Source organism: Pseudonocardia alaniniphila (assembly GCF_022524485.1).
Taxonomy (GTDB): Bacteria; Actinomycetota; Actinomycetes; order Mycobacteriales; family Pseudonocardiaceae; genus Pseudonocardia; species Pseudonocardia alaniniphila.
This window is the reverse complement of the sequence record NZ_JAKXMK010000014.1, coordinates 16,154-38,620: the sequence shown is the minus strand read 5'-3', so window position 1 is coordinate 38,620 and position 22,467 is coordinate 16,154. Positions and strand designations below refer to the sequence as shown.

24 protein-coding genes are annotated in these 22,467 nt (G+C 71.0%); 6 read left to right on the top strand and 18 right to left on the bottom strand.

The window, feature by feature from the left end; all coding sequences use genetic code 11:
* The 4 genes from MMF94_RS17660 (at position 1) to galK (ending at position 5,161) form a co-directional block, all read left to right on the top strand.
* Complete coding sequence (locus MMF94_RS17660) at positions 1-1,986, top strand: beta-galactosidase (RefSeq protein ID WP_241037939.1); 1,986 nt, start codon at positions 1-3, stop codon at positions 1,984-1,986.
* The gene (locus MMF94_RS17655; protein WP_241037938.1) at positions 1,986-2,753 is read left to right on the top strand and encodes a DeoR/GlpR family DNA-binding transcription regulator; all 768 of its coding nucleotides are present in this window, start codon (positions 1,986-1,988) and stop codon (positions 2,751-2,753) included. Before MMF94_RS17660 ends, MMF94_RS17655 begins: the two co-directional genes overlap by 1 nt.
* Positions 2,754-2,897: 144 nt before the next feature.
* Positions 2,898-4,034: a galactose-1-phosphate uridylyltransferase gene (galT, locus tag MMF94_RS17650; RefSeq protein ID WP_241037937.1), complete on the top strand. Its 1,137-nt coding sequence runs from the start codon at positions 2,898-2,900 to the stop codon at positions 4,032-4,034.
* A complete protein-coding gene (galK, locus tag MMF94_RS17645) occupies positions 4,031-5,161 on the top strand; it encodes a galactokinase (protein WP_241037936.1) in 1,131 nt (376 codons plus the stop codon). The genes galT and galK overlap by 4 nt, the downstream gene beginning before the upstream one ends.
* Before the next feature lie 72 nt (positions 5,162-5,233).
* On the opposite strand, the gene MMF94_RS17640 is transcribed toward galK, so the two are convergent.
* The 11 genes from MMF94_RS17640 to MMF94_RS17590 all read right to left on the bottom strand — a co-directional run bounded on the left by MMF94_RS17640 (position 5,234) and on the right by MMF94_RS17590 (position 11,978).
* A complete protein-coding gene (locus MMF94_RS17640; protein WP_241037935.1) occupies positions 5,234-5,527 on the bottom strand; it encodes a gas vesicle protein K in 294 nt (97 codons plus the stop codon).
* A gap of 16 nt (positions 5,528-5,543) precedes the next feature.
* Positions 5,544-5,759, bottom strand: a complete 216-nt coding sequence (locus tag MMF94_RS17635; protein WP_379660468.1) for a gas vesicle protein — start codon at positions 5,757-5,759, stop codon at positions 5,544-5,546.
* Positions 5,717-6,484, bottom strand: coding sequence for a GvpL/GvpF family gas vesicle protein (locus MMF94_RS17630; RefSeq protein ID WP_241037933.1), 768 nt, complete (start codon positions 6,482-6,484; stop codon positions 5,717-5,719). Before MMF94_RS17630 ends, MMF94_RS17635 begins: the two co-directional genes overlap by 43 nt.
* Positions 6,477-6,977 (bottom strand): gas vesicle protein, encoded by a 501-nt coding sequence (locus MMF94_RS17625; protein ID WP_241037931.1) that lies wholly within the window; start codon positions 6,975-6,977, stop codon positions 6,477-6,479. Before MMF94_RS17625 ends, MMF94_RS17630 begins: the two co-directional genes overlap by 8 nt.
* Positions 6,974-7,513, bottom strand: coding sequence for a gas vesicle protein GvpO (gvpO, locus tag MMF94_RS17620; protein WP_241037930.1), 540 nt, complete (start codon positions 7,511-7,513; stop codon positions 6,974-6,976). Before gvpO ends, MMF94_RS17625 begins: the two co-directional genes overlap by 4 nt.
* Before the next feature lie 106 nt (positions 7,514-7,619).
* Positions 7,620-7,850 (bottom strand): gas vesicle protein GvpG, encoded by a 231-nt coding sequence (locus MMF94_RS17615; RefSeq protein ID WP_241037929.1) that lies wholly within the window; start codon positions 7,848-7,850, stop codon positions 7,620-7,622.
* A 4-nt stretch (positions 7,851-7,854) separates the two neighbouring features.
* A complete protein-coding gene (locus MMF94_RS17610; RefSeq protein ID WP_241037928.1) occupies positions 7,855-8,634 on the bottom strand; it encodes a GvpL/GvpF family gas vesicle protein in 780 nt (259 codons plus the stop codon).
* Positions 8,635-8,778: 144 nt separating this feature from the next.
* A complete protein-coding gene (gene gvpJ, locus MMF94_RS17605; protein WP_241037927.1) occupies positions 8,779-9,207 on the bottom strand; it encodes a gas vesicle protein GvpJ in 429 nt (142 codons plus the stop codon).
* A 3-nt stretch (positions 9,208-9,210) separates the two neighbouring features.
* Positions 9,211-10,365, bottom strand: coding sequence for an SRPBCC family protein (locus MMF94_RS17600; RefSeq protein ID WP_241037926.1), 1,155 nt, complete (start codon positions 10,363-10,365; stop codon positions 9,211-9,213).
* Positions 10,358-10,987 (bottom strand): hypothetical protein, encoded by a 630-nt coding sequence (locus MMF94_RS17595; RefSeq protein WP_241037925.1) that lies wholly within the window; start codon positions 10,985-10,987, stop codon positions 10,358-10,360. Before MMF94_RS17595 ends, MMF94_RS17600 begins: the two co-directional genes overlap by 8 nt.
* A gap of 556 nt (positions 10,988-11,543) precedes the next feature.
* Positions 11,544-11,978, bottom strand: a complete 435-nt coding sequence (locus tag MMF94_RS17590) for a hypothetical protein (RefSeq protein WP_241037924.1) — start codon at positions 11,976-11,978, stop codon at positions 11,544-11,546.
* Between the two features lie 276 nt (positions 11,979-12,254).
* Between MMF94_RS17590 and MMF94_RS17585 the strand changes: the two genes are divergently transcribed.
* Positions 12,255-12,881, top strand: a complete 627-nt coding sequence (locus MMF94_RS17585; RefSeq protein WP_241037922.1) for an FMN-binding negative transcriptional regulator — start codon at positions 12,255-12,257, stop codon at positions 12,879-12,881.
* A 20-nt stretch (positions 12,882-12,901) separates the two neighbouring features.
* On the opposite strand, the gene MMF94_RS17580 is transcribed toward MMF94_RS17585, so the two are convergent.
* From MMF94_RS17580 to MMF94_RS17560, 5 genes are all read right to left on the bottom strand, one after another.
* Positions 12,902-13,318 (bottom strand): OsmC family protein, encoded by a 417-nt coding sequence (locus MMF94_RS17580; RefSeq protein ID WP_241037920.1) that lies wholly within the window; start codon positions 13,316-13,318, stop codon positions 12,902-12,904.
* 8 nt (positions 13,319-13,326) lie between these two features.
* Complete coding sequence (locus MMF94_RS17575; protein ID WP_241037919.1) at positions 13,327-14,772, bottom strand: ATP-binding protein; 1,446 nt, start codon at positions 14,770-14,772, stop codon at positions 13,327-13,329.
* Complete coding sequence (locus MMF94_RS17570; protein WP_241037918.1) at positions 14,769-16,427, bottom strand: NAD(P)/FAD-dependent oxidoreductase; 1,659 nt, start codon at positions 16,425-16,427, stop codon at positions 14,769-14,771. Before MMF94_RS17570 ends, MMF94_RS17575 begins: the two co-directional genes overlap by 4 nt.
* A gap of 199 nt (positions 16,428-16,626) precedes the next feature.
* Entirely contained in the window at positions 16,627-18,090 is a 1,464-nt protein-coding gene (locus MMF94_RS17565) for an aldehyde dehydrogenase (NADP(+)) (RefSeq protein WP_241037917.1), read from the bottom strand.
* Entirely contained in the window at positions 18,087-19,010 is a 924-nt protein-coding gene (locus tag MMF94_RS17560) for a fumarylacetoacetate hydrolase family protein (RefSeq protein WP_241037916.1), read from the bottom strand. Before MMF94_RS17560 ends, MMF94_RS17565 begins: the two co-directional genes overlap by 4 nt.
* A gap of 179 nt (positions 19,011-19,189) precedes the next feature.
* Between MMF94_RS17560 and MMF94_RS17555 the strand changes: the two genes are divergently transcribed.
* Entirely contained in the window at positions 19,190-19,669 is a 480-nt protein-coding gene (locus tag MMF94_RS17555) for a protein-tyrosine phosphatase family protein (RefSeq protein WP_241037915.1), read from the top strand.
* Between the two features lie 86 nt (positions 19,670-19,755).
* On the opposite strand, the gene MMF94_RS17550 is transcribed toward MMF94_RS17555, so the two are convergent.
* Positions 19,756-20,808, bottom strand: a complete 1,053-nt coding sequence (locus MMF94_RS17550; protein WP_241037914.1) for a tartrate dehydrogenase — start codon at positions 20,806-20,808, stop codon at positions 19,756-19,758.
* The gene (locus MMF94_RS17545; protein ID WP_241037913.1) at positions 20,805-22,412 is read right to left on the bottom strand and encodes an SLC13 family permease; all 1,608 of its coding nucleotides are present in this window, start codon (positions 22,410-22,412) and stop codon (positions 20,805-20,807) included. The genes MMF94_RS17550 and MMF94_RS17545 overlap by 4 nt, the downstream gene beginning before the upstream one ends.
* Positions 22,413-22,467: the final 55 nt, after the last annotated feature.

Below are 22,467 nucleotides of genomic sequence, written 5' to 3'. Positions count from 1 at the left end.
GTGACTTCCTCCCTCCCGTTCGACGGCATCAGCATGGGCTGCGACTACAACCCCGAGCAGTGGCCCCCGTCGGTCTGGCGCGAGGACGTGACGCTGATGCGCGAGGCAGGCGTCGGGTTCGTGACCCTCGGGGTGTTCTCCTGGGCGCTGCTGCAACCCGAGCCCCACCGGTACGACTTCGGCTGGTTCGACGAGGTGCTCGAACTGCTGCACGAGGGCGAGATCGCGGTGGACCTGGCGACCGCCACCGCAGCCCCGCCACCGTGGCTCACCACCGCGCATCCGGAGATGCTGCCCGTCGACGCCGAGGGCAGGACGCTCTGGCCGGGCAGCAGGCAGTCGTGGTGCCCGAGCTCGCCGGTCTTCCGGGAGCACGCCGTGGCGCTCGTCGAGCAGATGGCGCGCCGCTACGGCAGTCATCCGGCGGTGCGGCTCTGGCACGTCAGCAACGAGCTGGGATGCCACATCGGCAAGTGCTGGTGCGACGTCAGCGCCGTGGCGTTCCGGCGCTGGCTCTCCCACCGCTACGGGTCGATCGACGCGCTGAACGACGCCTGGGGCACCGCGTTCTGGTCGCAGCGCTACCGGCGCTTCGATGAGGTGTTGCCTCCCCGGATCACGCCGGCCGTGCCCAACCCCACCCACGAGCTGGACTTCGCGCGCTTCTCCTCCGACGAGCTGCTCGACTACTACCGGGTCGAGCGGGACGTGCTGCGGAGGCTGTCGCCGGACGTCCCGGTGACGACGAACCTGATGGTCAGCTCGCACCAGTCCGAGCAGGACTACTTCAGCTGGGCCCCGGAGCTGGACCTCATCGCGCAGGACCACTACCTCGACGCCCGGCTGCCACACCCGCGCGCCGAGCAGTCGTTCACCGACGACCTCACGCGCGGGGTCGCGGGCGGCGCGCCGTGGCTGCTCATGGAGTCGGCGACGTCGGCGGTGAACTGGCAACCGGTCAACGTCGCTAAGCGGCCCGGTGAGCTGCTGCTGGACTCGCTGCGCCACGTCGCCCGCGGTGCCGACGGAATCGGGTTCTTCCAGTGGCGGGCCTCCCGGGCGGGCGGGGAGAAGTTCCACTCCGCGCTCGTCCCCCACGCGGGCCGCGACTCCGAGCGGTTCCGGGAGGTCGTCGGGCTGGGCGAGGCGCTGCGGCGGATCGGTGAGGTCGCCGGCAGCCGGGTCGAGGCCGACGTCGCGCTGCTGTTCGACTGGAACTCGTGGTGGGCGTGCGACCTCAGCTCCCACCCCTCGTCCGAGCTGCGGTACGTCGACGCCGTGCACCGGTGGCACCGCGCCGTCACGGAGCTGGGCGCAACGGCCGACATCGTGCACCCGGAGTCGGACCTCTCCGGCTACCGGCTCGTCATCGTGCCCACGCTGTACCTGTCCTCCGACGCCACGACCACCTCGCTGGAGGGGTACGTGCGCGGCGGCGGGCACCTGCTCGTGACCTACTTCTCGGGGATCGTCGACGAGAGCGACCACGTCCGGCTGGGCGGCTACCCGGGGGCGTTCCGCGAGCTGCTGGGTGTGCGATCCGAGGAGTTCGCGCCGCTGCTGCCAGGAGCGACCGTCACGCTGGACGACGGGAGCACCGCCGACCTCTGGACCGAGGTCCTCACCGCGCCCGACGCCGAGGTCGTCGCCCGCTACACCGACGGGCCGCTCCCGGGCACGCCTGCGCTCACCCGCCGGGCCGTCGGCGACGGCGTCGCCTGGTACCTCGCGACCCGGCTGGACGACGCTGCCACCGCCGCCCTCGCCGACCGGCTCACCCGGGACGCCGGAGTGACCCGCCTCGCAGGAGCGGAGCCGGGCGTCGAGCTCGTCCGCCGCGGGCGCTACCTCTTCGTGCTCAACCGCGGGCACGAACCTGTGAAGGTGCCCGCTCACGGCCGTGACCTGCTCACCGGCGCCGACGTCGAAGGTACGGTCGACGTGCAGGCGGGGGGCGCCGCCGTCGTACGTGAGGAGGGGTCCTGATGCTGGCTCGCCAGCGACAGGAGCTGATCTTGGACGCCGTGCGCACCACCGGAGGCGCGCGCGTCTCCGAGCTCGTCGAGCGGCTCGGGGTCTCCGACATGACCGTGCGCCGCGACATCGAGGTCCTCGCGACCCGCGGCCTGGTCACGCGCGTGCACGGTGGGGCGACCGCCGCAGGCAGCAGCGTCGACGAGCCGGGGTTCGCCGCCAAGTCGGGCCTGCACACAGCGGCCAAGCAAGCCATCGCCGCGGCGGCGGCCGCGCTGATCGAGCCGGGTGCGTCGGTGGCGCTCTCGGCGGGCACCACCACGCATGCCGTGGCATCGGCGCTGCTCACCGTGCCGCGGCTGACGGTCGTGACCAACTCGCTGCGCGTGGCGGAGGTGCTGCACGAGTCGCCACGTGACGATCTGACCGTGGTGCTCACAGGCGGGGAGCGCACCCCGTCGGACGCGCTGGTCGGGCCGGTGGCGGTGGCAGCGCTGCGGCAGCTGCACGTCGACTGGCTTCTCATGGGCGTGCACGGCATGGACGCCGAGGCGGGATTCACGACGCCGAACCTGGTGGAGGCCGAGACGAACCGAGCTCTGGTCGCGAGCGCCCGCCGCGTCGCCGTGGTGGCCGACAACTCGAAATGGGGAGTGGTGGGGTTGAGCACGATCGCGACCCTCGACGAGGTGGACGTGGTGGTGACGGACGCCGGGCTGGACGAGGAGGCTCGCAAGATCCTCGAGAGCTCCTGCGGACGGCTGGTGCTGGCGTCATGAGCGAGCTTGCGAGCGAATCATCGATACAGCGCCTTCGCGCAGCGCCGACCGAACACAGCGAGGGCGAGCGATGAGCGAGCTTGCGAGCGAATCATCGATACAGCGCCTTCGCGCAGCGCCGACCGAGCGCAGCGAGGGCGAGCGATGAGCGGGTCCTCGACGGCGCACAGGGTCCGGCGCACGCAAGCGCAGATGGCCGACGGGCGTGAGCTGTTCTACTTCGACGACACCGAGCCGTACGTCAGCGGCGGCGCGAGCCGGGTGGTGCCCGACACGCGCGATCTCCCGACGGTGCAGCACGGGTCGATCATGCGGTTCGACGTGCTCACCGGGGAGTGGGTGACGATCGCAGCGCACCGGATGGACCGCACCTTCCTGCCTCCGGCGGAGCACTGCCCGCTCGACCCCACGCGGCCCGGTCGCGAACCGACAGAGGTACCCGCGTCCGACTACGACGTGGTGGTGTTCGAGAACCGGTTCCCCTCGTTCGCGCAGGACATCGCGGTCGACGTCGCGCCCGAGGTCGACGGCAACCCGCTGTGGCCGCAGCGCCCTGCCGTCGGGCGGTGCGAGGTCGTGCTGTTCACGAGCGACCACAACTCGTCCTTCTCGGCGCTGCCCGTGGAGCGGGTGCGCACGGTGATCGAGGCCTGGGCCGACCGCACCGCCGAGCTCTCCGCCATGCCGGGGATCGACGAGGTCTTCCCCTTCGAGAACCGCGGCAAGGAGATCGGGGTCACCCTCGAGCACCCGCACGGGCAGATCTACGCCTACCCGTTCGTCACCCCGCGCACCGCTCAGTTGCTCGCGCGTTCCGCGGAGCACCGCCAGCGCACCGGGCGCGACCTCATGGGTGATGTGCTCGACAGCGAGCGCAAGGCCGGCACGCGGATCGTCCTGGAGGGCCGGCACTTCACGGCGTTCGTGCCCGCGGCGGCGCGCTGGCCCGTCGAGGCGCACCTCGTGCCGCACCGGGCCGTTCCCGACTTCGCCGCCCTCGCCGACGCCGAGCGCGACGAGCTCGCCGTGCTCTACCGCGACCTGCTGCAGCGGTTCAGCGGATACTTCGGCGAGCTGCCGCCCTACATCGCGGGGTGGCACCAGGCTCCCGTCCACACCGGACGTGACCTCACCCGGCTGCACCTGCGGTTGTTCTCGCTGCGCCGGGCGCCGGGCAAGCTCAAGTACCTCGCCGGGTCCGAGTCGGGCGCGGGCGCCTGGATCAACGACGCCGCGCCGGAGCGGATCGCCCAGCGGCTACGCGAAGTGGGCACGACATGACGGGCTTCCGTGAGCTCTTCGGACGCGAGCCCGACGGCCGGTGGGCCGCGCCGGGCCGCGTCAACCTGATCGGCGAGCACGTCGACTACGCGCAAGGGCTCTGCCTCCCGTTCGCGATCGCCGAGCGCACCGTGGTGGAGGTCGCGGCCCGCGACGACGACCGCGTGCGGCTGCACAGCCTCGCGGAGCAGGACTCCTGGAGCGGCACGATCGACGAGGTCGCCCCCCGCTCCCCCGACGGCTGGGCCGGCTACGCCGCAGGGGTTCTGTGGGCGCTGCGGCAGGCCGGGCACAAGATCGGCGGGATCGACCTGCTGGTCACCGACACGGTGCCGCTCGGAGCCGGGCTGTCCTCGTCGGCGGCCCTGGAGTGCTCCACCGCCCTGGCCGTCGACGAGCTGTTCGGGCTCGGGCTGGGCGGTACCCCGTCCGGTCGTCGTGCCCTGGCGGCGGCCTGCATCAGCGCGGAGAACGACGTGGTCGGCGCGGCCACCGGCGGGATGGACCAGGCCACCTCGCTGCTGGGCGTCGCAGGCCACGCGCTCCTGCTCGACATGCGCGACGGAACGGACCGGGCCGTCCCGTTCGCCCCGGCGGACGACGGGCTCGCCCTCATGGTGATCGACACCCGGGTGCGGCACCGGCTCGCCGACGGTCAGTACGGGATGCGCCGTGCCGCCGTCGAGAAGGCGGCCGCGGCGCTCGGCAGGCCCAGCCTCCGCGACGCCACGCTCGCCGAGGTCACGACGCTGGACCCTGACCTCGTCCCGCGGGCGCGCCACATCGTCACGGAGATCGCCCGGGTCCGTGAGACGGTCGAACTTCTCGACGCGGGGCGGCTGCCCGAGATCGGCCCGCTGCTGGACGCGTCGCATGCGTCGCTCGCCCACGACTACGAGGTGTCCTGCGACGAGCTCGACCTGGCCTGCTCCGCCGCGCGGCGTGCGGGGGCGCTCGGCGCGCGGATGACCGGCGGCGGGTTCGGCGGCTCGGCGATCGCGCTGGTTCCCGTCGAGCAGGAGGACGCCGTGGCGTCGGAGGTCCGGGCGGCGTTCGCGGAGGCTCGCTACCGGGAGCCGGAGATCCGCGGAGCGCAGCCGTCGGCGGGGGCGGAACGAGTGGGCTGACGACCGGCGGCGCGAGATCCGGGTTTGGGCCCTCGCGAGGGCCGATAGTCGGATCTCGTGACGATCACTCGTCTAGTCGCGGTCCTGGCGGGGGAGCAGAGGCCCGAGGGGGCCCAGGTCGATGTTGAGGTCTTCGGCCTTCAGCCCGAAGTGCTCCCGCAGTTCGGTCATCGCCTCCTCGAGGCGCATCAACCCGAGCCCGAGCCGCTCGACCGTCTCGTCGGGGAGATCACCCACCTCGACCCGGCGGATCGCCTGGCGCTCCATCAGCTGGCGCACCAGCTCCACGATCGTGAGGACGAGCCTGCCGAGGTCACGGCCCACGGCGTCAGGGTCGAGCGGCAGGCGCGCCGGAAGCTCCGCCACACCGTTCACCTCCATGTCAGGGTTCGCGTTCCATCAGGGTCTCGACGGAGCTGATCAGGGCGCGGAGCGAGACGTGCACCAGGTCGACGTCGGCCAGGGAGATGGTGATGTCCCCGGTGATCACGACGCCGCCGGTGAGGAGCCGGTCGAGCAGGTCGACCAGTGCCACATCACGGTCGGGCACCACGCTCACGGCCCCTCCTCCAGGGTGGCGAAGGAGTACGGCGCCCACGGACCGGTGAGCTCCAGCCGCAGGTCCTCCCCCTGCTGCCGCTCGACCAGCCGACGCAGGGCCTCGGCACCGGCTTCGTCCACGAGGTAGGCGACGTTCAGCACCATCTCTTCCCGACGGCCGGACAGGCGCGGGTCCTGCGCCTTGTAGCGGCGGCTCGCCACCGCGACCGCCGACAGCGCCCGGTGCGCCGCCTCGGCCGCCTCCGCCGCGTCCTGCAGTCCCCTGGCCGCGCGGTCGCGTTCGGCGCGCCTGCGCATCAGGTAGGCCGTGCCGGGCTTGGACTCCTCGGTCGCCTGCGGCGACGTGTCCGCCTCAGCACGGACGGCGAAGCCTTTGACCCCCCACTCGGCACGCCCCCGGATGCGGTCGAGCGCCGCGGTGAACTCCGCCCCACGCTCGTCCAGGAGCGTGCGGACGTTCTCGTCGTCGAGGTAGACAGTGGCCAGCCGGACGGGCGCGACCGGACCCGACCGGGCCACCGCGGTGACCACGGCGTTATGGGCACGCGCGATCCGCTCCAACCACTGCAGATCCTCCAGGCTGCGCCGGAGCGCCTCCTCGCTGAACCTCGTGGGGTCGACGGAGCTGACCACGGCCGCGAGGTCGCCGGAGACGATCCGACGCACCGGCACTCCGTCCACCCCGGCGAGCGCGCCCTCGTCGGCCGGTTCTTCCGCCGGGGCGTCGGTGACGGCGTAGAGGTACACGACGGAGTCAGCCATCGCGACGACTCCGTCGCTCGGTCGTCCGTGCCGGTCTCCGCGCGGACCTTCTCACACGTGGCCGTGGTTCGGCCGGCTCTTCCGCTTCGTCGTCCACGTCGTCCACGTCGTCCAGAGGCGCCTCGAGCGTTCGCTCCGACGTGCGCGAGCCGGCGTCGAGCTCGGCCGCGCTGCTTGCCTCCAGCTCGTCGATACGCGCTTTGAGCAGCCGGTTCTCCTCGGCGAGATCACCTCGGCCTGCGCCGGAGCTCAACGTGGGGTCGTGCTCCCACCAGTCGATGCCGATCTCCCTCGCCTTGTCCACCGACGCCACCAGGAGCCGGATCTTGATCGTCAGCAGCTCGATGTCGAGCAGGTTCACCCGGATGTCGCCGGCGATCACGATCCCCTTGTCGAGGACCCGTTCGAGGATGTCGGCCAGGTTGGTCGAATCCTGCCGGGGTTCGGGGGGACGCGCACGGCTGCTGGGCAGGGGTAGTCCACCCGAAGTCATCGGCTCTCCTTGTCCAGTTGACCACGCGAGTACCGGCGGGTGCGGTTGTACGAGAGCAAGTCGCCGCTGCGGTCGAGACGCACCTGGTAGATCGCGAGGATGTCGGTGGTGTCCGGGATCCGGTGGCTCTCCACGACCTCGACGTCGACGTACCAGTCACCGTCCCGGCACTCGATCGCGACCACGTTCTCCAGCTCTCGCCCGGTGAACTCCACGACGTTCTTGGTCGCCAGTCGGGCTGCCACCGAAGCCGGGATGGGCTTCTCGTCCCGTTCCTCCCGTCCGTTGCGCTCTGCGGCGGGTCGTGTCCGTCGTCGAGGAGCGGACTCACGACGCGGCCGCGGACGGCGCTCCTGCTCGTCCTCGGGCTCGTCGTCTAGCTCGTCATCTGTTTCGTCGTCCTCCAGCTCGTCGTCGTCCTCGGGCACATGACGGCGACGCACCTTCTCCCTGGCAGCGGACGACAAGCGTTGCTCCTGCCGCCCGCTGCGCGCACGGCGCATCCGGCGCGGCGCAGCCTGCTCGTCGTCGGTCACTTCGGCTCCATCCCTCGCGGGGCCAGGACGTGTCGGGCGGATATCGTGACATCCATCCGGCTGTGCGGCACCCGGACAGCGAATCGGGACGGATCCGTCAGATTTCCTACTGCGGGCGATGCATCAGCCGCTGCAGCAGGTCGTTCTCGAGTTCGTCGCACTCCTCCGCTGACAGTTCACCGGTGCGACGGGCCTCGTCGACCCGCTCCATCTGTGCTCGGATGCGGACCGGGTCGTAGTACTGCTCCTCCGCGTGCTCCTGGATCTGCTCGGCCAGCCACAGAACGCCCTTGAGGGGTACCAGCGGCAGGCCGAGCAGACCAGTTACAAGTCCCACAAGATCACTCAGCCGGCACGAAGTCGTACGGCGCCTGCGGCCCGAGCAGCCGCAGTTTGATCCGGCCGTCGAGCTCCTGGCCCACGTTCTCCAGCGCGTCGTCGAACTCGGGCACGCGATCGCGCTGCACCAGGAAGGCCGCGTTGACCACGTCCTCGGGCGCCCCCGGCTGGTTTTCCACGATCGACACGGCGAACTGTTCGAGACGGTCCAGAATCTGCGCGCCGTCCTGCTCGCGCTGCTGCTCGAGCACCTTGACCACCAGCTCGCCCAGCCGGACCCGGTCGTAGTAGGAAGCGTCCTCGGGCAGCTCGCTGATCTTGTCCTGCAGGGCCCGGATCTCGGAGTTGCCCTGCAGCACCTCGCCCAGCACCGAGTCCTCGACGTATCGGCCCTTGAGGGTGTACTGCACCCGGCCTTCGAACTCGTCGAGGACCGTCAGGAAATGCTCTTCGTTCGGCGCGAGAAGCTCCTCGACGACGGCGTCCTCCGCGGTGACCGCGGGGAACCGCATCGGGACGACGGCATCGTTGGCCGCCACGGTGTCGACCACTGCCTCATGCGCCAGCAGGTCGTTGCGGGTGCCGAGTGGACGGTCGAGCGGGATGTCGCTGACGATCGCGGCGATGTCACCGTGCTCGACCACCGATACCCGGCCGGACGGGCCGAGTCCCGGAAGATCGTCGGGGATCTGCGTTCCGACTCGGATCAGGCCGTAGACGTACACGGGGACGACCTGCTCCTCCCCGCCCTCGACCGGCTCGTCGCTCACCAGATCGCTCATCGCTCGCCCTCGCTGCGCTCGGCCGGCGCTTCGCGACGGCGCTGTAACACTGATCCGCTCGCAAGCTCGCTCATCGCTCACCCTCGCTGCACTCGGCCGGCGCTTCGCCACGGCGCTGTAACACTGATCCGCTCGCAAGCTCGCTCATGCGTCACGCTCCCGCTGCCGAGGGCGCCGGCGTGGCGCCTCCTCCCGATCCTCACGTCCTCCGCTCATCAGCTCGCCGATCTTGTCGACGGCCCCGTCGAGCGCACCAGATGTCTTTCCCTTGGCACCGCCCTCGGTGATGCTCTGCGCGAGTTCTCCCAGGTCCTTCGGCTTGGCGCCCTTGCTGTACAGGTCGGCGCGGTTCGTCGCCTCGGCGAATCGCAGGAACGTGTCCACGCTCGCCACGACGACCCGGGCGTCGATGGTCAGGATCTCGATCCCGACCAGGGAGACGCGCACGAACACGTCGATGACCAGGCCCTTGTCCAGAATCAGTGCGACGACGTCCGCGAGTCCGCTTCCGCCGGCGCCACCGCCCCGTTCGACGACGCCACCGCCGCCGCCCCTCTGTGCTGCCACTGTCATGGGTTACCGCCCCCGTCGCGATCGGGAAGCCGTGACCGGCTCCCTTGTCTCGTCGACCCGGTCGCCCGAGTCCTCGTCCTCGTCCTCGTACTCGTCTTCGAGGTCCTCGTCGCCCTCGTCGCCCTCTTCGCCCTCGTCCTCGTATTCGTCCTCCTCCTCGTACGGCTCTTCGTCCTCGTCGTAGGGCTCCTCCTCGGCGGCCTCCTCAGCGCCTTCTTCCTCCTCTTCTTCCTCGCCTTCGGGCAGCTGCTCCTCGGCGGCCTCCTCGCCGGTGTCCTCCTCGGCGCCTTCCTCGGGCTGCTGGGCGCTCTCCTCCTCTTCGAGGGCCTCCTCGTGGGTCTTGACGACCTCGCTGTCCCGGATCTCGCCGCGCCAGCCCTCGACGTCTTCCTGGTGGATCAGGACGTGGCTCATGGCGTGCCGGCGGAAGTGCTGGAACTCCAGCCGGGCCCGGCGGCCCTGAGCGCGCCAGAGGTTGCCGGTGCGCTCGAAGAGGCCCTGCGGGTAGTACTCCAGAACCAGCGCCACGTGGGTCAGGTTGGGGCCCATGCTGGTGAAGCTGACTCCACCGTCGACATGGCCCTTCGCACCCTTCGAGCGCCACACGATGTGGGAGTCGGGCACCTGCTCGACGATCGTCGCCTCCCACGTGCGGTGGGACAGGAAGACCTGCGCCTTCCAGTTCAGCTTCTCGTCGGACGCCTGCTCCACGCTCTCGACCTTCTTCATGAAGGTCGGGAAGTCGGCGAACTGGGTCCACAGGTCGTAGGTCGTGCGCAGAGGCAGGCTGATGTCCTGACTCTCGCTGATGACGGTGACCTTCAGTTTCTTCTTGCCGCCCGAATTTCCACCGCCGCCACCGAAGGCGTTCTTCATCTTGTCCTTGAGGGCGCCGAACCCACGCTTCAGCAGCCCGGGACGCGACTCGCCGTCGTCATCGTCGTCATCGTCGCGCTCCCGGCCGGTGAGCGCGGTCCGCAGACCCTGCCCGCCGTTGTCGGCCACGCCGGTCAGGCGCTCGGACAAGCCGGAGACTCGGTCGGTCGCCGCCTCGGCCGCGCGCTGGACGAGCAGGCCCAGCAGGCGCTGGCCGGCGTCCCTCAGCGCGTCGGTCGGCAGGGCTTCCGTGAGATTGGTCTTGTCCTTCGCATCAGCCATCGCCATCGCTCCGCGGGGTACGAGGTGTCCGGCTGCTCTTGCGGCCGGCTGCGGCCTTGCCGGCGGCACGGGTGGCGCCCGACGCGGAACCAGCGGTCCGCTTGATGGTCGCCGTCGCGCCGGCGGCGGTCTTGCCGCCGCGGGCAGGTGCCGCCTTAGCCGTACGGGCCCGCGGCCGCGCCCCGCGTGGTGGTAGCGCCTCTTCCGCGTCCTCGTCCCCTGCCGGCGCGCCCTCGTCGTCAACGTCGGCGCGCTCGGCGTCCTCTTCCTCGTACTCGTCCTCGGGCTCCGCGCTCTTCTTGCGACTCGGGACGCCGACGTCGCTGAGGGACTCCACACGCTTGCCGACCCGGTCGGTGAGCGACTCCACCTGCCGGGCGGCCACTGCCAACGCGGCGCCCTTGCCCGCTTCCAGCAGCCGGCCCCGTACCTCGTCGGTGAGCCGTGCCAACTCAGGGGAGCTGTTCAAAAGCTTCGTACCGGTTCGCAGCAGTTCCCCAGGACCCCCTGCCCGCCGCCCAGCGGCCATCCCGCCGAGCATCATTGCGAGCTTCATCTTCTTGGTCCGTCCGAGGAAGTAGCCGGCGACAACGCCGATCGCTACTCGGGCTCCACACTTCACTGGATCTCCTCTGTCCGTGGTCGCGGCTGTCGGGTGCTCGACGCCTGTGCGAATGGCGCGGAGCCACACCAACTCGCCGAGACCATTTCTGCGCAATTCGCGCCCCCGACCACCGCCACAGCGACTACCCCGCGGGAAGATCGCACACACGCCCGTCTGGCCTATTCGGAAGAATCACCCGGAAATTAAGCCGTTCGGCGTAGGCGACACCGCCGAGGGATGGCACCCTGCTGGCGCAACCCGTTGTCGTCGACCGCATTACCGTCATGTCGACAATGGACGGACCTAGCGACCTTGCCGCGCGCGGTCGCCGGTGCGAGCTCCGCTGACGACGCTCGCCCACCTGCGTGCCGCCCGGATCGAGCGGATCACGCCGCCGCCCTCGCGTCGCAGAGCGCCGCCCGGACCGGGCGTCGACCTGAGTGCCACCCGGACGCTCGGCACTGTTGCCGGACGGAGCATCGCCACGCCCGCCGGACGCACTCGCCACTGCGCCGACGGCCGAAGGTCGCGATGGGGCCGTCCGGCGCCAAGCTGAGGCCACCGCGTTTCGCCGTCACTTCTGCCCCTGGCTACCCGCCCGCACGGCCGCCCAGATGGCGAGGACGATCAACGCGAGCAGCAGCAGCACGACGGTGACCGGGAGCAGGAGCAACGCGAGCACCAGCGCGATGATGATCAGGGCCTTGACCCCCGGGCTCAGCGCCGCGAACGCACCCCGAATCGCACCCCAGATCGGGCTGCGGCCCTCGAGCTTGGCCCGGAGGCCGCCGAACAGTGCGCTGACCGGGACCCCGCCACGGGCCGCGATCTCGTCGAAACTCCTGGCCAAGGTCTCCACCTTGTCCAGCGCGATTCCGAGCGCCCGGTCGAGCAACGTGGCGAGCAGCCGGCGGAGGCTGGCCTTCAGCTCCTCCAGCGCTTCCTCGGTGGGGTCGGCAGTGATACCGGCGGCAGCCGCCGGCGCGGCCCGCCTCAACGTCTCGACCATCGGCCCCGCCCCCTCCTCGGCCACTTCCCCGCACACGCAGAACTGCGTGACGCATGCTGCAACCGCTTCCGCCGCATACCCGTCCACCGATGCTTCTACCCGGCCCGGATGCGACTCGCGGCGCAGATCGTGGCGGACCGCGTATCAGCCTCGGCCCTGGCACTACCGCTGATCCGACCATTTCCGGGCGGTTTCACACTCGATTAACTCGCGATGTTTCCACGCTGAAGAGGGCTGCTGCGCCGGCAGTGATCACCGAAGTGGACACTGGCTGACGTGTACATTCCCACCCACTTCGCCGCCGACGACACCACTGTGCGGGAACTGCTGTCCCGGGGGCAGGCTGCCGACCTGATCACGGTGACGGAGCAGGGCATGCTGGCCACGTTCCTGCCTCTCGTCTTCGATCCCGACGAGGGCGAGCACGGCGTCCTGCGCGGTCACGTCGCCCGCAACAACGACCAGTGGCGGCAACGGCCGATCGGTGAGGCGCTGGTGATCGTGCACGGTCCGGACGCCTACATCACGCCGAGCTGGTACGCGTCCAAGGCCGAGCATGGCCGTGTCGTACCGACGTGGAACTACCTCACCGCGCACGTCTACGGGGAGCTGCGGACGCACGACGACCCCGGATGGCTCGACGCCCACGTCCGCGGGCTGACGGCGCTGCAGGAGTCGGCCGAGCAGGCGCCGTGGTCGGTCGACGACGCGCCGGCGGCGTTCGTGGCAGGGCAGCTGCGCGCGATCGTGGGCGTCGAGGTGGTGATCAACCGCGTGGAGGCGAAGGTGAAGATGAGCCAGAACCGCCCACCGGCCGACGTCGACGGAGTGGTGTCCGGGCTCCGGGCCCGGGGCGACGCCGCGACCGCCGCCGCGGTGCAGAGCGCCCGCCGCCCCGGCTGAACGCGGCGGGTCGGCAGGCGTCAGACCAGCGGTTCGCCGGCGTGCTCGATCTGGGTGCGGATGTTGAACCCCGGTTTCAGCATCATCGTCACCTCCGTGCGCTCCATCGCGTCGGCGAGGCGGTGGGCCTCGTCGGGCTCGAGCCGGAACCCGAGCTGCACCCGCCGGTAGAACAGGGTGGGCGGTCCCGCATCCAGCGTGACGACCACCGTGATGTCGCCCGGATCGCCGTCGCGCTCCAGGTGGGTGCGCACGGTCATCGCGCTGCACGCGGCGAGTGAGGCCGCGAGCAGCTCCAACGGGGTGGGGCCCTCGCCCGGACCGTCGTCGGCGTGGTCGGACATCACCTCGTGCGGGCCGAGCCGTACCTCGACGGCCCGCCGCTCCGTTGCCGCCAGCCGCGCGTCCGCCGATGCGAGGGGTATCTGCATGGTCATCGCGGCACTCAGGGCTGCTCGGTGATCGGAAGGCGCACCCGGAAACGTGTGTCTCCCGGCTGCGACTCGACCGCGAGGTCACCGTGGTGGCGTGTGACGATCACCCGGTAGCTGACGTCCAGGCCGAGCCCGGTGCCCCGGCCCACGGGCTTCGTGGTGAAGAACGGCTCGAAGATCCGTTTCCGGACCTCGGGCGGGATACCCGGACCCGTGTCGCCGATCTCGACGAGCACGCACTCCTCCACCCGTGAGGTGCGCACCGTGAGCGTGCCGGACCCGTCCATGGCATCGATGGCGTTGTCGATGATGTTGGTCCAGACCTGGTTGAGCTCGGCGGGATAGGCCGGGATCAGCGGCAGCGAGCGGTCGTAGTCCTTGACGATCTCGATCCCCTTGGCCTCCCCCAGCTTGCGCCCGAACATCACGAGCGTGGCGTCGAGGCCCTCGTGAATGTCGATGAAGCGGTGCGGGGCGCGATCCATCTGCGAGTACTGCTTCGCCGCGAGCACGAGGTTGGAGATCCGCGTGGTGGCGTCGAGGATCTCGCGCAGCAGGCTCTCGGTCTCCACCGTGTAGGCGAGCCAGCGGATCGCGCCTTCGAGCGTGGTCTCGTTGGTGGCCGTGTACACGGCGTCCATGTCCTCGACGCCCAGGCCGCCCGCGACGAAGGCGGGTGCCAGATCCCAGCTGCCGTCGATGCCGTGGTCGTCGAGCCAGTCGCCCAGCTCGTCCTCCCGGTCGGAGGCCTCGATCGCGGAGAGCGACGGTGCGTTGCGGACCTTCTTGACGAACTCGTCCTGGGCCATCACCAGCTTCTTCAGCTGATCGCCCGCGATCTTGCCGTCGGCGATCATGGCGAGCTTCGCGCGCATCCCGGCGACCTTGTCGCGCAGCGTGTCGGCGGCCCGGCTGGCGGCGGCCGCCGGGTTGTTGAGCTCGTGGGTGAGGCCGGCCGACAGCTTGCCCAGTGCGAGCAACCGCTCCCGCTCCGCCACCAGGGCGTTGCCGCGCCGCAGGCCGAGGAGCATGCCCTCGAGCAGGTGCACCGCCATCGGGAACCACCGGGCGAACACGGTGGCGAACTCCGAGGCCGGCAGGGCGAGCGCCGTGCAGTCGGTGAGCGCGCGCACCGTCATCGCGTAGTCGCGGGCCGTCTCGTCCTGGAGGTAGAACTGGACGGCTCCGAAGTAGACACCACGCTGGTCGGTGCGCCCGGTCTCCACCTTCTCGCCCTGGATCACCCGGCTCATCGCGATGGTGCCCGACAGCAGCACGTGGAAGCAGTCCGCCGGGTCGCCCTCGACGACGACGTCCTCGCCCGCGGGCACGGTGATGACATCGGCGTTCTCGGCGACCCAGGCGAGCTGCTCGTCGTCGAGGTCGGTGAACAGGAAGAGGCTGCGCAGTTCCTCCGACGTCAGGTGGGCACCCGCCCGCCCCTCGATGGTGCTCACTGGTCCGCCAGGAAACGGTGGACGAGCGTGACGGCCATGGCGCCCTCGCCGACCGCGGACGCGACACGCTTGACCGAGTCAGCCCGGACGTCGCCCGCCACGAACACGCCGGGCACGCTCGACTCCAGGTGGTACGGATCGCGGTCCAGCGGCCAGCCTGGCGGCCGTTGCCCGTCGACGACGAGGTCGGGGCCGGTACGCACGAATCCGCGCTTGTCGCGCTCCACCACTCCGTCCAGCCACTCCGTGCGCGGAGCCGCACCGATGAAGACGAACATCGACGCCGCCTTCACCGAGTCGATGTCCCCGGTCTCCCGGTCGCAGATGGTCAGCGACTGCAGGTGACCGTCACCGTTCGCCTCCACGACCTCCGACCGGGTGCGGACCGAGACGTTGTCGATCGCCTCCAGTTGTTTGATCAGGTACGTCGACATTGACGCCTCCAAGTTCGGTCCGCGTACCAGCAGCGTGACGGTGGCGGCGTGCTTGGAGAAGAACACCGCAGCCTGACCGGCGGAGTTGGCGCCGCCGACGATGTAGACGTCCTCGCCACGGCAGCCGGGCGCTTCGGTGGCGGCGGAGCCGTAGAACACGCCTCGGCCGGTGAGCTCCTTGACCCCCGGTGCGTTCAGGCTCCGGTAGGAGACACCGGTGGCCAGCACCACGGCGTGCGCGGCGATCTCACTGCCGTCACCGAACCGCACGACGCGGGCCGAGCCGCGCACCTCGAGGGCGACGACGTCGCGGGCCGTGAGCACCTCGGCGCCGAACTTCGCGGCCTGCCGGCGGGCCCGGTCGGTGAGCTGGGCGCCGGAGACGCCATCAGGGAACCCGAGGTAGTTCTCGATCCGCGAGCTCTGCCCGGCCTGGCCACCGGTGGCCTGGCGCTCCACCAGCACCGTGCGCAGACCCTCCGACGCGCCGTAGACCGCCGAACCGAGCCCCGCCGGGCCACCGCCGATCACGATGAGGTCGTAGAAGTCCGACACCGGGTCGGTGGTGAGCCCGCACGCCGTGGCGATCTCGGCGTCGGACGGGGAACGCAGCGCCGTGCCGTCGGTGGTGATCACCAGCGGGACGTCCTCGGGCGATGCGCCCGCGGCCTCGAGCAGGCGGGCGCCCTCCGGGTCGTCGATCGAGTAGTAGAGGTAGGGCACCGAGTTGCGGGCCAGGAAGTCGCGTGCCGCGAAGCACTCGGCCGACCACCGGTGCCCGACGACGCGGACCTCCTCCACGGGCCGCACGCCCACGGCCCGCCACGTCTCCACGAGCGCGTCGATCACCGGGTAGAGCTTCTCCTCCGGTGGGTCCCACGGCTTGAGCAGATAGTGGTCGACATCGACCAGGTTGATCGCCTGGATGGCGGCGTCGGTGTCGGCGTAGGCGGTGAGCAGCGCTCGGCGGGCATGCGGCGCGACGTCCATCGCCTGTTCGAGGAACTCGATGCCGTTCATCTCGGGCATCCGATAGTCGGCGAGGATCGCGGCCACCGGCTCGCCGCGCAGCGTCAGCTCCCGCAGGGCCTCCAGGGCTTCGGCCCCGGACTCGGCGCGCACCACGCGGTAGTCCTGGCCGTAGCGGCGCCGAAGATCGCGCGCAACGGAGCGGCTCACGCCGGGGTCGTCGTCCACGGTCATGAGGACGGGTTTGGTCATTCGGGGGCTCCTGCCGAAATTGCCGTTCCGTCGATAATGCCCACGCGACGGTGCGTGGTGCTGCCGGCGTCCGCCCGCGGCGAACACACCTCTTCGAACCTATCCCCGCGAACGCCCCGCCGCGAGGCCCTCTGCCCGGATGCTGCTCCGGGTGGCGGCACCGGGATGTCCACGTGGACGAGAGGCTCGCGCCCGTGCGTCAGAGCGCGCGCTGGGAGATCACCCCGTCGATCCGCCTCGGCAGGCCGAGGGGGTTGTCGTCCCACAGCGCCTCCGGCAGCAGGGCTTGCGGCGTGTTCTGGTAGCAGACCGGCCGCAGGAACCGGCGCACCGCGGTGACGCCGACGGAGGTGTGGATCGACGCCGTGGTGGACGGGTACGGGCCGCCGTGGTGCATCGCCCAGGCCACGGCCACGCCGGTGGGCCAGCCGTTGTAGACGAGCCGGCCGGCGCGATCACGCAGCACGTCGACCAGCGGCGACAACGCACCGGCGTCGGTGTCCTCGGCGTGGACGGTGGCGGTCAGGTTGCCGCCGAACGCCTCGGCCGCCGCGCGAAGCTCGTCGGGGCCGCTGTACTCGACGACGATCGAGGTGGGCCCGAAGCACTCCTGCAGCACCGGGTCCGGGTCGGCGAGAAGCTCCTTCGCGGTGGTGGTCAGCAGCGTGGGAGCGACCCTGGCCTCGGCGTCGTCCCCGCGGACGAGGGTGCGCAGCTGGCTGAGCCCGGCCAGCCGCTCGCGCTCCTCCGCGTGCCCGGCGCGGATGCGGTCGTTGAGCATCCCGGCCGCGCCCACGCCGCGCGCACTCTCGACGAGCCGCTGCTCCAGCCCGTGTCCCTCCGGGAGGAACAACAGGCCGGGCTTCGTGCAGAACTGGCCGGTGCCGAGGGTGAACGAGCCGACGAAGCCGTCGACGATCGCCTCGCCGCGCGCGGCCACCGCGGCCTGCGTGACGAACACCGGGTTGAGGCTGCCCAGCTCCCCGTAGAACGGGATCGGCTCCGGACGCGTGGACGCGATGTCGAGCAGCGCCCGGCCACCGCGGACCGAACCGGTGAAGGCCGCGGCCTTGATCCGCGGGTCGACCAGCGCCGTGGTGCCGGCGTCCATGCCGTGCACCACCGCGAACGTCCCCTCGGGGGCGCCGGCGGCGCGCAGCGCGTCGACGAGCACCTCGCCGGTGCGCCGCGACAGCTCGGGGTGACCGGGATGGGCCTTGAGCACGACGGGCGAGCCCGCCGCCAGCGCCGAGGCCGTGTCGCCGCCGGGCACGCTGAACGCGAAGGGGAAGTTGCTCGCCGCGAACACCAGCACCGGACCGAGCGGCACGAGCATGCGGCGCAGGTCGGGCCGGGGAACCGGCGCCGCGTCAGGGTCGGCGGTGTCGATGATGACCTCGAGGTAGGAACCCTCCTCGAGCGCCTCGGCGAAGAGCCGCAGCTGCCCGCTGGAGCGAGCCACCTCGCCGGTCAGCCGAGGCTCCGGCAACGCCGACTCGGCGATGGCGATCGGCACCAGCTCGTCGGCAGCGGCGTCGAGTGCGTCGGCAGCGGCCCGCAGCAGCGCCGCACGTTCCGCCGGACGCAGCGCGGCCAACGGAGCGGCGGCACTGGCGGCCGCGGCGAGAACCGCGGCGAGCTCGTCGTGGGTGGTGTCGTTCACAGCTGCGCCTTCCTTCTGGCGTCCGGGCGGTCGAGGGCGTCCACGAGCCACGACATCGGTTCGCGGCCGCGGACGACCGGGTTGGTCAGGGTGCCCACCTCGGCGATCTCGATCTCCACCCGGTCGCCCTCGGCGAGCGAGAAGCTCAGTTCCGGGACGATCCCCGTGCCGGTGGCGAGGATCGCCCCGTCGGGGAAGTCGGTGGGCGCGAAGAGCGCCGCGATCAGCTCGTCGAGTGTGCGGTGCAGGCGGGCGGTGCTCGTGTCGCCGCTGAAGACGGTCTCCTCGCCGCGGCGCACCCGCACGGAGATGGCCAGGTCGCCCGCGTCGGGCACCTCCCAGGCCGGCCGGATGCCGGTGGCCAGCGCGCAGCACCCGCTGAAGATCTTCGCCTGCGGGACGTACAGGGGGTTCTCGCCCTCGATGGAGCGTGAGCTCATGTCGTTGCACACCGTGTAGCCGACGATCTCGCCGAACCGGTTGGCGACGACCGCGAGCTCCGGCTCCGGGACGTCGACGGTGGAGTCCGAGCGCAGCGCCACCGGCTCGCCGTCGGTGACGACCCGCCAGGCCACCGACTTGAGGAACAGCTCCGGACGCTCCGCGTCGTACACCTTCTCGTAGACGGAGGCCTCGCTGCTCTCCTCGACCCGGCCGGTGCGCGAGCGCTCGTAGGTGACGCCCGCCGCCCACACCTCGGTACGGCCGTCCACCGGCGGCAGGAAGGTGACGGCGTCCGCATCCACCTCGGCGTCACCGGCAGCGGTCAGCCGCTCGCGCAGCTCATCCCGTGACTCGCGCAGCAACTCCGCGACACTGGCCCAGGGCAACGGCGACACCTTGCCGTCCCGGCGCAGACCGACGCGGGGGCTCTGCACTCCCGGCTCGATGTAGCGGACGATCTCCATGCGCGTGCGCACCCCCGGTTCCTGGAGCTCCGGCGCCCCGACTGGATCGTATTGCCCGAACACCGGAACGGGGTGATCGCCACGAGATCCGGGGTCGCGCCCTCGCAAGGGCCGATACGCAGTTCTCGGGACGATCAAGGCGCCTGCGACCCCGCACTGAGTCGTCGATCACACGACGGCAGGATGGCCGGATGACGGACCAGCTCGACGGCGCGATCGCTCTACCCGACGGAACCCCGGTACGGGGGTGGGGCCGCCGCCAACCCGTCCGGCCCGGGCCGTCCCCCACGTACGGGCTCTACCTCGGCCGCCCGCCCGAGGCGAAGCGCCGGTTCTTCGACCGCGCACCGGCGTGGCGACCTGACTGGCCCGCCGACTGGATCGACTGGCCCGATTTCCGCGTACCGCGCGACGACGAGGCGGCCGCCGCGCTGATCGAGCACGCCTACTCGCTCGCCCGCGCCGGGGAACTGGTCGAGGTGGCGTGCGGCGGCGGCAACGGCCGCACAGGCACGGTGATCGCCTGCATGGCCGTGCTCGCGGGCCACCCGGCCGACGACGCAGTGCGCTGGACCCGTGAGCACTACCGGCCTCACGCGGTGGAGACACCCGGCCAACGCCGCTGGATCACGTGGTTCGCGACGCAACGCCCGGCGAACCCGGCCGGCTGAGCCCGAGCTTGCCGGACGAGCGGCGCGTCCGTCCGAAACCTGGCGTGCAGGAGTGCCGCTCGTCGGCCGATCAGCCCATCCCCCGCTCAGCGCAGGCGCGCCACCAGGGCCTCGGTCACCTCGGAGGTCGAGGCGCTGCCCCCGAGGTCGGCCGTGCGCGTCTCCGGCTTCGCGAGCGTGGCCTCCATCGCGTCCAGGACGTCGGCGGCCGCGTCCGGGTGGCCGAGGTGCCCCAGCATCAGCGCCGCCGACCACACCGCCCCCACCGGGTTGGCCACACCCGTGCCGGCGATGTCCGGTGCCGAACCGTGCACCGGTTCGAACATGGAGGGGAACTCCCTCGTGGGGTCCAGGTTGGCCGACGGCGCGATCCCGATCGAGCCCGCGACGGCCGCGGCGAGGTCGGAGAGGATGTCGCCGAACAGGTTCGAGCCCACCACCACGTCGAACCGCTCGGGCTGCAGCACGAACTTCGCGGCGAGGGCGTCGATGTGCTCGCTGTCCCACCGCACGTCGGGGTGCCGGGCCGCGCGCTCGGCCACGACCTCGTCCCAGAACGGGAGGGTGTGCACGATCCCGTTCGACTTCGTCGCGGAGGTGAGGTACCCGCGCCGGGACGCCGCCAGCTCGAAGGCGAAGTCGGCGATCCGGCTCACCCCGACCCGCGTGAAGATCGACTCCTGCACCGCCATCTCGTCCGGGAAGCCCCGGTTCACGCGGCCGCCGACCTCGCTGTACTCGCCCTCGACGTTCTCGCGCACCACGACGAAATCGACGTTCTCGGCCCCGCGCAGCGGGCTCTGCACGCCGTCGAACACCCGGATGGGGCGCAGGTTGACGTACTGGCGGAACGCGCGACGGATCGGGATCAGCAGTCCCCACAGCGACACGTGGTCCGGCACGCCCGGCCAGCCCACGGCGCCGAGCAGGATCGCGTCGAACGCACGGAGCGTGTCGATCCCGTCGGGCGGCATCATCGCGCCCTCGCGCTCGAAGCGACGGCACGACCAGTCGAACTCGGTGTAGCCGAGCTCGATGTCGTGGCGGGCGCACACGGCGTCCAGCACAGCCCTGGCCGCATCGATCACCTCGTGACCGATGCCGTCGCCAGGGATCACGGCGATTGTCTGGGGGGTCATGCGACGCCCAGCCCGAGGGCGGCGACCATCAGCGGAAGGAACACGACGATGAGTATCGCTCCGACGAGGTCGAATGCGGCGCCGGACCGAATCATCGTGGTGATGGGCACAGCGCCGGACCCGTAGACGATGGCGTTCTGCGGCGTCGACACCGGCAGCATGAAGCCGAACGACGCAGCGAACGTGGCGGCCAGTGCGGGCACGAAGGGGTTGACCCCCGCAGCCACCGCGATCGGGATGACGATCGGCACCACGACGGCCGCCGACGCGGTGTTGCTGGTGGTCTCCGAGACGAGGATCGCCAGCAGCACCGCGAAGATCGTGATCGTGACCACGCTCGAGAGCCCGAGCCCCGTCGACACGGCCTCGCCCAGTGTGCGGGCCAGGCCGGTGTCAGCGAGCAGCGCCCCGAAGATGATGCCGGTGCCGAACAGCAGGATCGTTCCCCAGTCGATCTGCTGGGCGTCCCTCCAGCGGAGCGTGAACTCGCGGTTCTGCCAGTCCGTCGGGAGCAGGTAGAGCAGCGACGCGCCGAACACGGCGACGATGCCCTCGTCGAGCCGCTCGCTCACCACGTCGTAGGCGACCGAGTCGTTGCCCGCGACGAGCGCGACGAAGCCGGGCAGGATCCAGAGCGTCACGGTGACGCCGAACGCGATCAAGGTGTTCTTCTCGGCACGCGAGAGCGGTCCCAGCTGCGAGCGCTGCTCGGCCACGTACTCCGCGACACCGTCGATGCGGCGGATCTCCGGCTTGTTGAGCAACAGCAGCACGACGGCCAGCACCACGAACATCAGCAGGCAGATCGGGAACGCCAGCGCCACCCACTGCGCGAAGCTGATCCGCTCCCCGGTGGCCTCCTCGATCAGTCCGCGGCCGATCAGGTTGGGCGGGCTGCCGACCGGCGTCAGCAGGCCGCCCACGCTCGCGCCGTACGCCAGCATCAGCATCAGCGCGGCCCCGACGCGCAGCCGCAGCGGGTCGAAGTCATCGGCCACGAGCCCGCGGTCCTGCAGCAGCTTCGCGATCACGCTCAGGATGCCCAGCGCCGTAGGCAGGAGCATCGCCACCGTGGCGGTGTTCGACACGAACGCCGAGAGGAGGCACGTGACCGCACCGAACGCGATGATCACCCCGACGCTGGAGCGCCCGACCCGCGGCAGCGACAGGATCCGGAAGGCGAAGCGACGCGCCACGCCGTGCTTGAGCATCGCCTGGGCGAGGATGAACGCCCCGATGAAGGTGAACACCGTGCTCGACCCGAAGTTCGCCAGAACGTCGTCGGCCGGCGCCACCTGCAGCATCACGATCAGCGCGACGCCGATCAGGCCCCCGACCGGGATCGGCACCGCCTCGCTCACCCACAGCACGATCACGCCGAGCAGGATCCCGGCCAGCACCTGCTGCTGGGGCTGGAGATCCAACGGCAGCGCCAGGAACACGATCGTCACGATCGGCGCGAGGAACAGCCCCACCGTGCGGCGGCCCTTCTCGAACCGTTCCTCGGCCGGAGAGAGCCGTTGCTCTCCGAGGCTGCGATAGGTGGCGTGACCGAGCAGGGCTTTGTCGACGTCGGTACGGGTGCGCTGGCTCTCGGCGGTCATGGTCCCCTCCACTGTGACGGGATCAACATCGCCGAGAGTGACACCGATCACCCGT

What these genes read in the sequence shown, in the direction of transcription:
- MMF94_RS17545 (WP_241037913.1), bottom strand. Translation starts at nt 22,412, where the DNA reads ATGACCGCCGAGAGCCAGCGCACCCGTACCGACGTCGACAAAGCCCTG.
- MMF94_RS17610 (WP_241037928.1), bottom strand. Translation starts at nt 8,634, where the DNA reads ATGAGCGATCTGGTGAGCGACGAGCCGGTCGAGGGCGGGGAGGAGCAG.
- gvpJ (WP_241037927.1), bottom strand. Translation starts at nt 9,207, where the DNA reads ATGACAGTGGCAGCACAGAGGGGCGGCGGCGGTGGCGTCGTCGAACGG.
- MMF94_RS17580 (WP_241037920.1), bottom strand. Translation starts at nt 13,318, where the DNA reads ATGACCATGCAGATACCCCTCGCATCGGCGGACGCGCGGCTGGCGGCA.
- galT (WP_241037937.1), top strand. Translation starts at nt 2,898, where the DNA reads ATGAGCGGGTCCTCGACGGCGCACAGGGTCCGGCGCACGCAAGCGCAG.
- galK (WP_241037936.1), top strand. Translation starts at nt 4,031, where the DNA reads ATGACGGGCTTCCGTGAGCTCTTCGGACGCGAGCCCGACGGCCGGTGG.
- MMF94_RS17555 (WP_241037915.1), top strand. Translation starts at nt 19,190, where the DNA reads ATGACGGACCAGCTCGACGGCGCGATCGCTCTACCCGACGGAACCCCG.
- MMF94_RS17550 (WP_241037914.1), bottom strand. Translation starts at nt 20,808, where the DNA reads ATGACCCCCCAGACAATCGCCGTGATCCCTGGCGACGGCATCGGTCAC.
- MMF94_RS17625 (WP_241037931.1), bottom strand. Translation starts at nt 6,977, where the DNA reads ATGACTTCGGGTGGACTACCCCTGCCCAGCAGCCGTGCGCGTCCCCCC.
- MMF94_RS17590 (WP_241037924.1), bottom strand. Translation starts at nt 11,978, where the DNA reads ATGGTCGAGACGTTGAGGCGGGCCGCGCCGGCGGCTGCCGCCGGTATC.
- MMF94_RS17600 (WP_241037926.1), bottom strand. Translation starts at nt 10,365, where the DNA reads ATGGCTGATGCGAAGGACAAGACCAATCTCACGGAAGCCCTGCCGACC.
- MMF94_RS17655 (WP_241037938.1), top strand. Translation starts at nt 1,986, where the DNA reads ATGCTGGCTCGCCAGCGACAGGAGCTGATCTTGGACGCCGTGCGCACC.
- MMF94_RS17570 (WP_241037918.1), bottom strand. Translation starts at nt 16,427, where the DNA reads ATGACCAAACCCGTCCTCATGACCGTGGACGACGACCCCGGCGTGAGC.
- MMF94_RS17630 (WP_241037933.1), bottom strand. Translation starts at nt 6,484, where the DNA reads ATGGCTGACTCCGTCGTGTACCTCTACGCCGTCACCGACGCCCCGGCG.